1 protein-coding gene is annotated in these 1,740 nt (G+C 62.8%); it reads left to right on the top strand.

The features are described from left to right. Positions 1-394: 394 nt before the first annotated feature. Positions 395-1,740: PLP-dependent aminotransferase family protein (locus AC1D34_RS37290; RefSeq protein ID WP_476826989.1), on the top strand; the 1,346-nt coding region annotated here is incomplete at its 3' end.

Below are 1,740 nucleotides of genomic sequence, written 5' to 3' on the forward strand. Positions count from 1 at the left end.
GTCAATAGGCCGCTCTGCTTCATCATCTGGTTCTCGTAGATGAAATCCCACATGCAGCCATTGATCTTGTTGCATGAGTTCGCTGTTCCGACGGTCTGCGCGGTAGCTGATGCGACAAGAACCGCGGCGGCCATTACGACGGACGCTGCAAGGGTGATCAGCCTGCTCATCATCAAAGCCTCCACGCTCAATTCGCGACTAACCCACGCAGGACATCGCAATGCGTTCCGACCTACCCCGTGAATTCTAGCGAATTCCTGCCAACAAGAACCTGTCCCTAAGGACAATACGCCGACGCCCCCCGATGTGCTGTTCTCAGCCTGGGGTTTTCTGCGCCAGATGGCGCGGGCGCGGCCACGCCCGCAGGCGGTCGCCGACCGGGAGGGATTCGGAAATGTCCAGTGCTGCCAAAGATGCGCGGTCGATCGACCATTTCTTCTCCGCGCCGTCCGGACGCCATGATCGGTGGCGGGACCTTCATTCCATCGCAAGGTCCTGGGCCAAAGGAGACGCAAAGCGGGGCGCCGTCGAGCAGGCCCTCGATGACCTCGGCGTGCTCGAGGAGTTCCATGCCTTTCCCGGCACGGAGCTGATCGCGGCGCTGCGCGAACGTCTCAGGAACGAGGACAAGGCCGGATTTCTCGCTCTTGCGAAGCGCATCTCGGTCGACATCATCACAGGCAACTACAAGCATGACGCAGGCGAACGGCAGGCGGCCGATCTCTCCCTCCCCGAACCCGCGGATCTGCTGCCGCCGGCACTTGGCGAAACCCAGACGCATCGGCCCTATTTCGARCTGCTGATCGTATCGCCCGCGCCGCCCGCCCGRTGGCCSCAYATYGCCGGCGAGTTCCGCAGGCTGCGACGGCAGGAAGATGCCTTCATCTATGAATCCGTGCTGGTCGGAAGTCTCGAGGACGCTGTCTGCGCCGCGGTGATGAACCCCGACATTGCAGCGGTCGCGATCTATGAGGGCTTCGCGCTGCGCTCTCGCCATGACGCATCGGTGCTGAGAAATGTGCTCGCCACCCAGCAACCCTTGCTGCAGGAGGCGGACGAGGCCGACCTGTCGCTGCGCCTSGCTGCGGGGTTGAAGGCGATCCGGCCGGAACTCGACATCTACCTTCTGTCGGATCGCCGGGTGGAAAAGCTCGCCGGCGATCCCCGCGCAGCCATGATCCGGCGGGTCATGTACCAGATCGAGGAGCCGCTCGAACTCCATCTCTCRCTGCTGGAGGGCATCCAGGCSCGCTTCGAGACMCCCTTCTTCGACAATCTCAAGCGCTATGCGCAAAGACCGATCGCCACCTTCCACGCGCTGCCGATCGCGCGTGGCAAATCTGTTTTCCGCTCGCCCTGGATCCGCGACATGGGGCAGTTCTACGGCATCAACCTCTTCCTGGCGGAGAGCAGCGCGACAACGGGCGGGCTCGACAGCCTGCTGGAGCCCACGGGCAACATCAAACGGGCACAGGACATGGCTGCGAGGGCCTTCGGCGCCGAGCACGTGTTCTTCGTCACCAACGGAACCAGCACCTCGAACAAGATGGTTCTGCAGGCGCTGGTCGCTCCCGGCGATATCGTGATCCTCGRCCGCAACTGCCACAAGTCGCACCATTACGGGCTGGTGCTGAGCGGGGCTCAGCCCTTCTATGTCGAAGCGTTCCCGATGGCGGAATTCTCGATGTATGGCGCGGTCCCGCTGCGCACCATCAAGAAGGCGCTGCTCGACCTGAAGTC

The sequence above is a fragment of the Allobosea sp. P1_A7 genome (assembly GCF_056406775.1).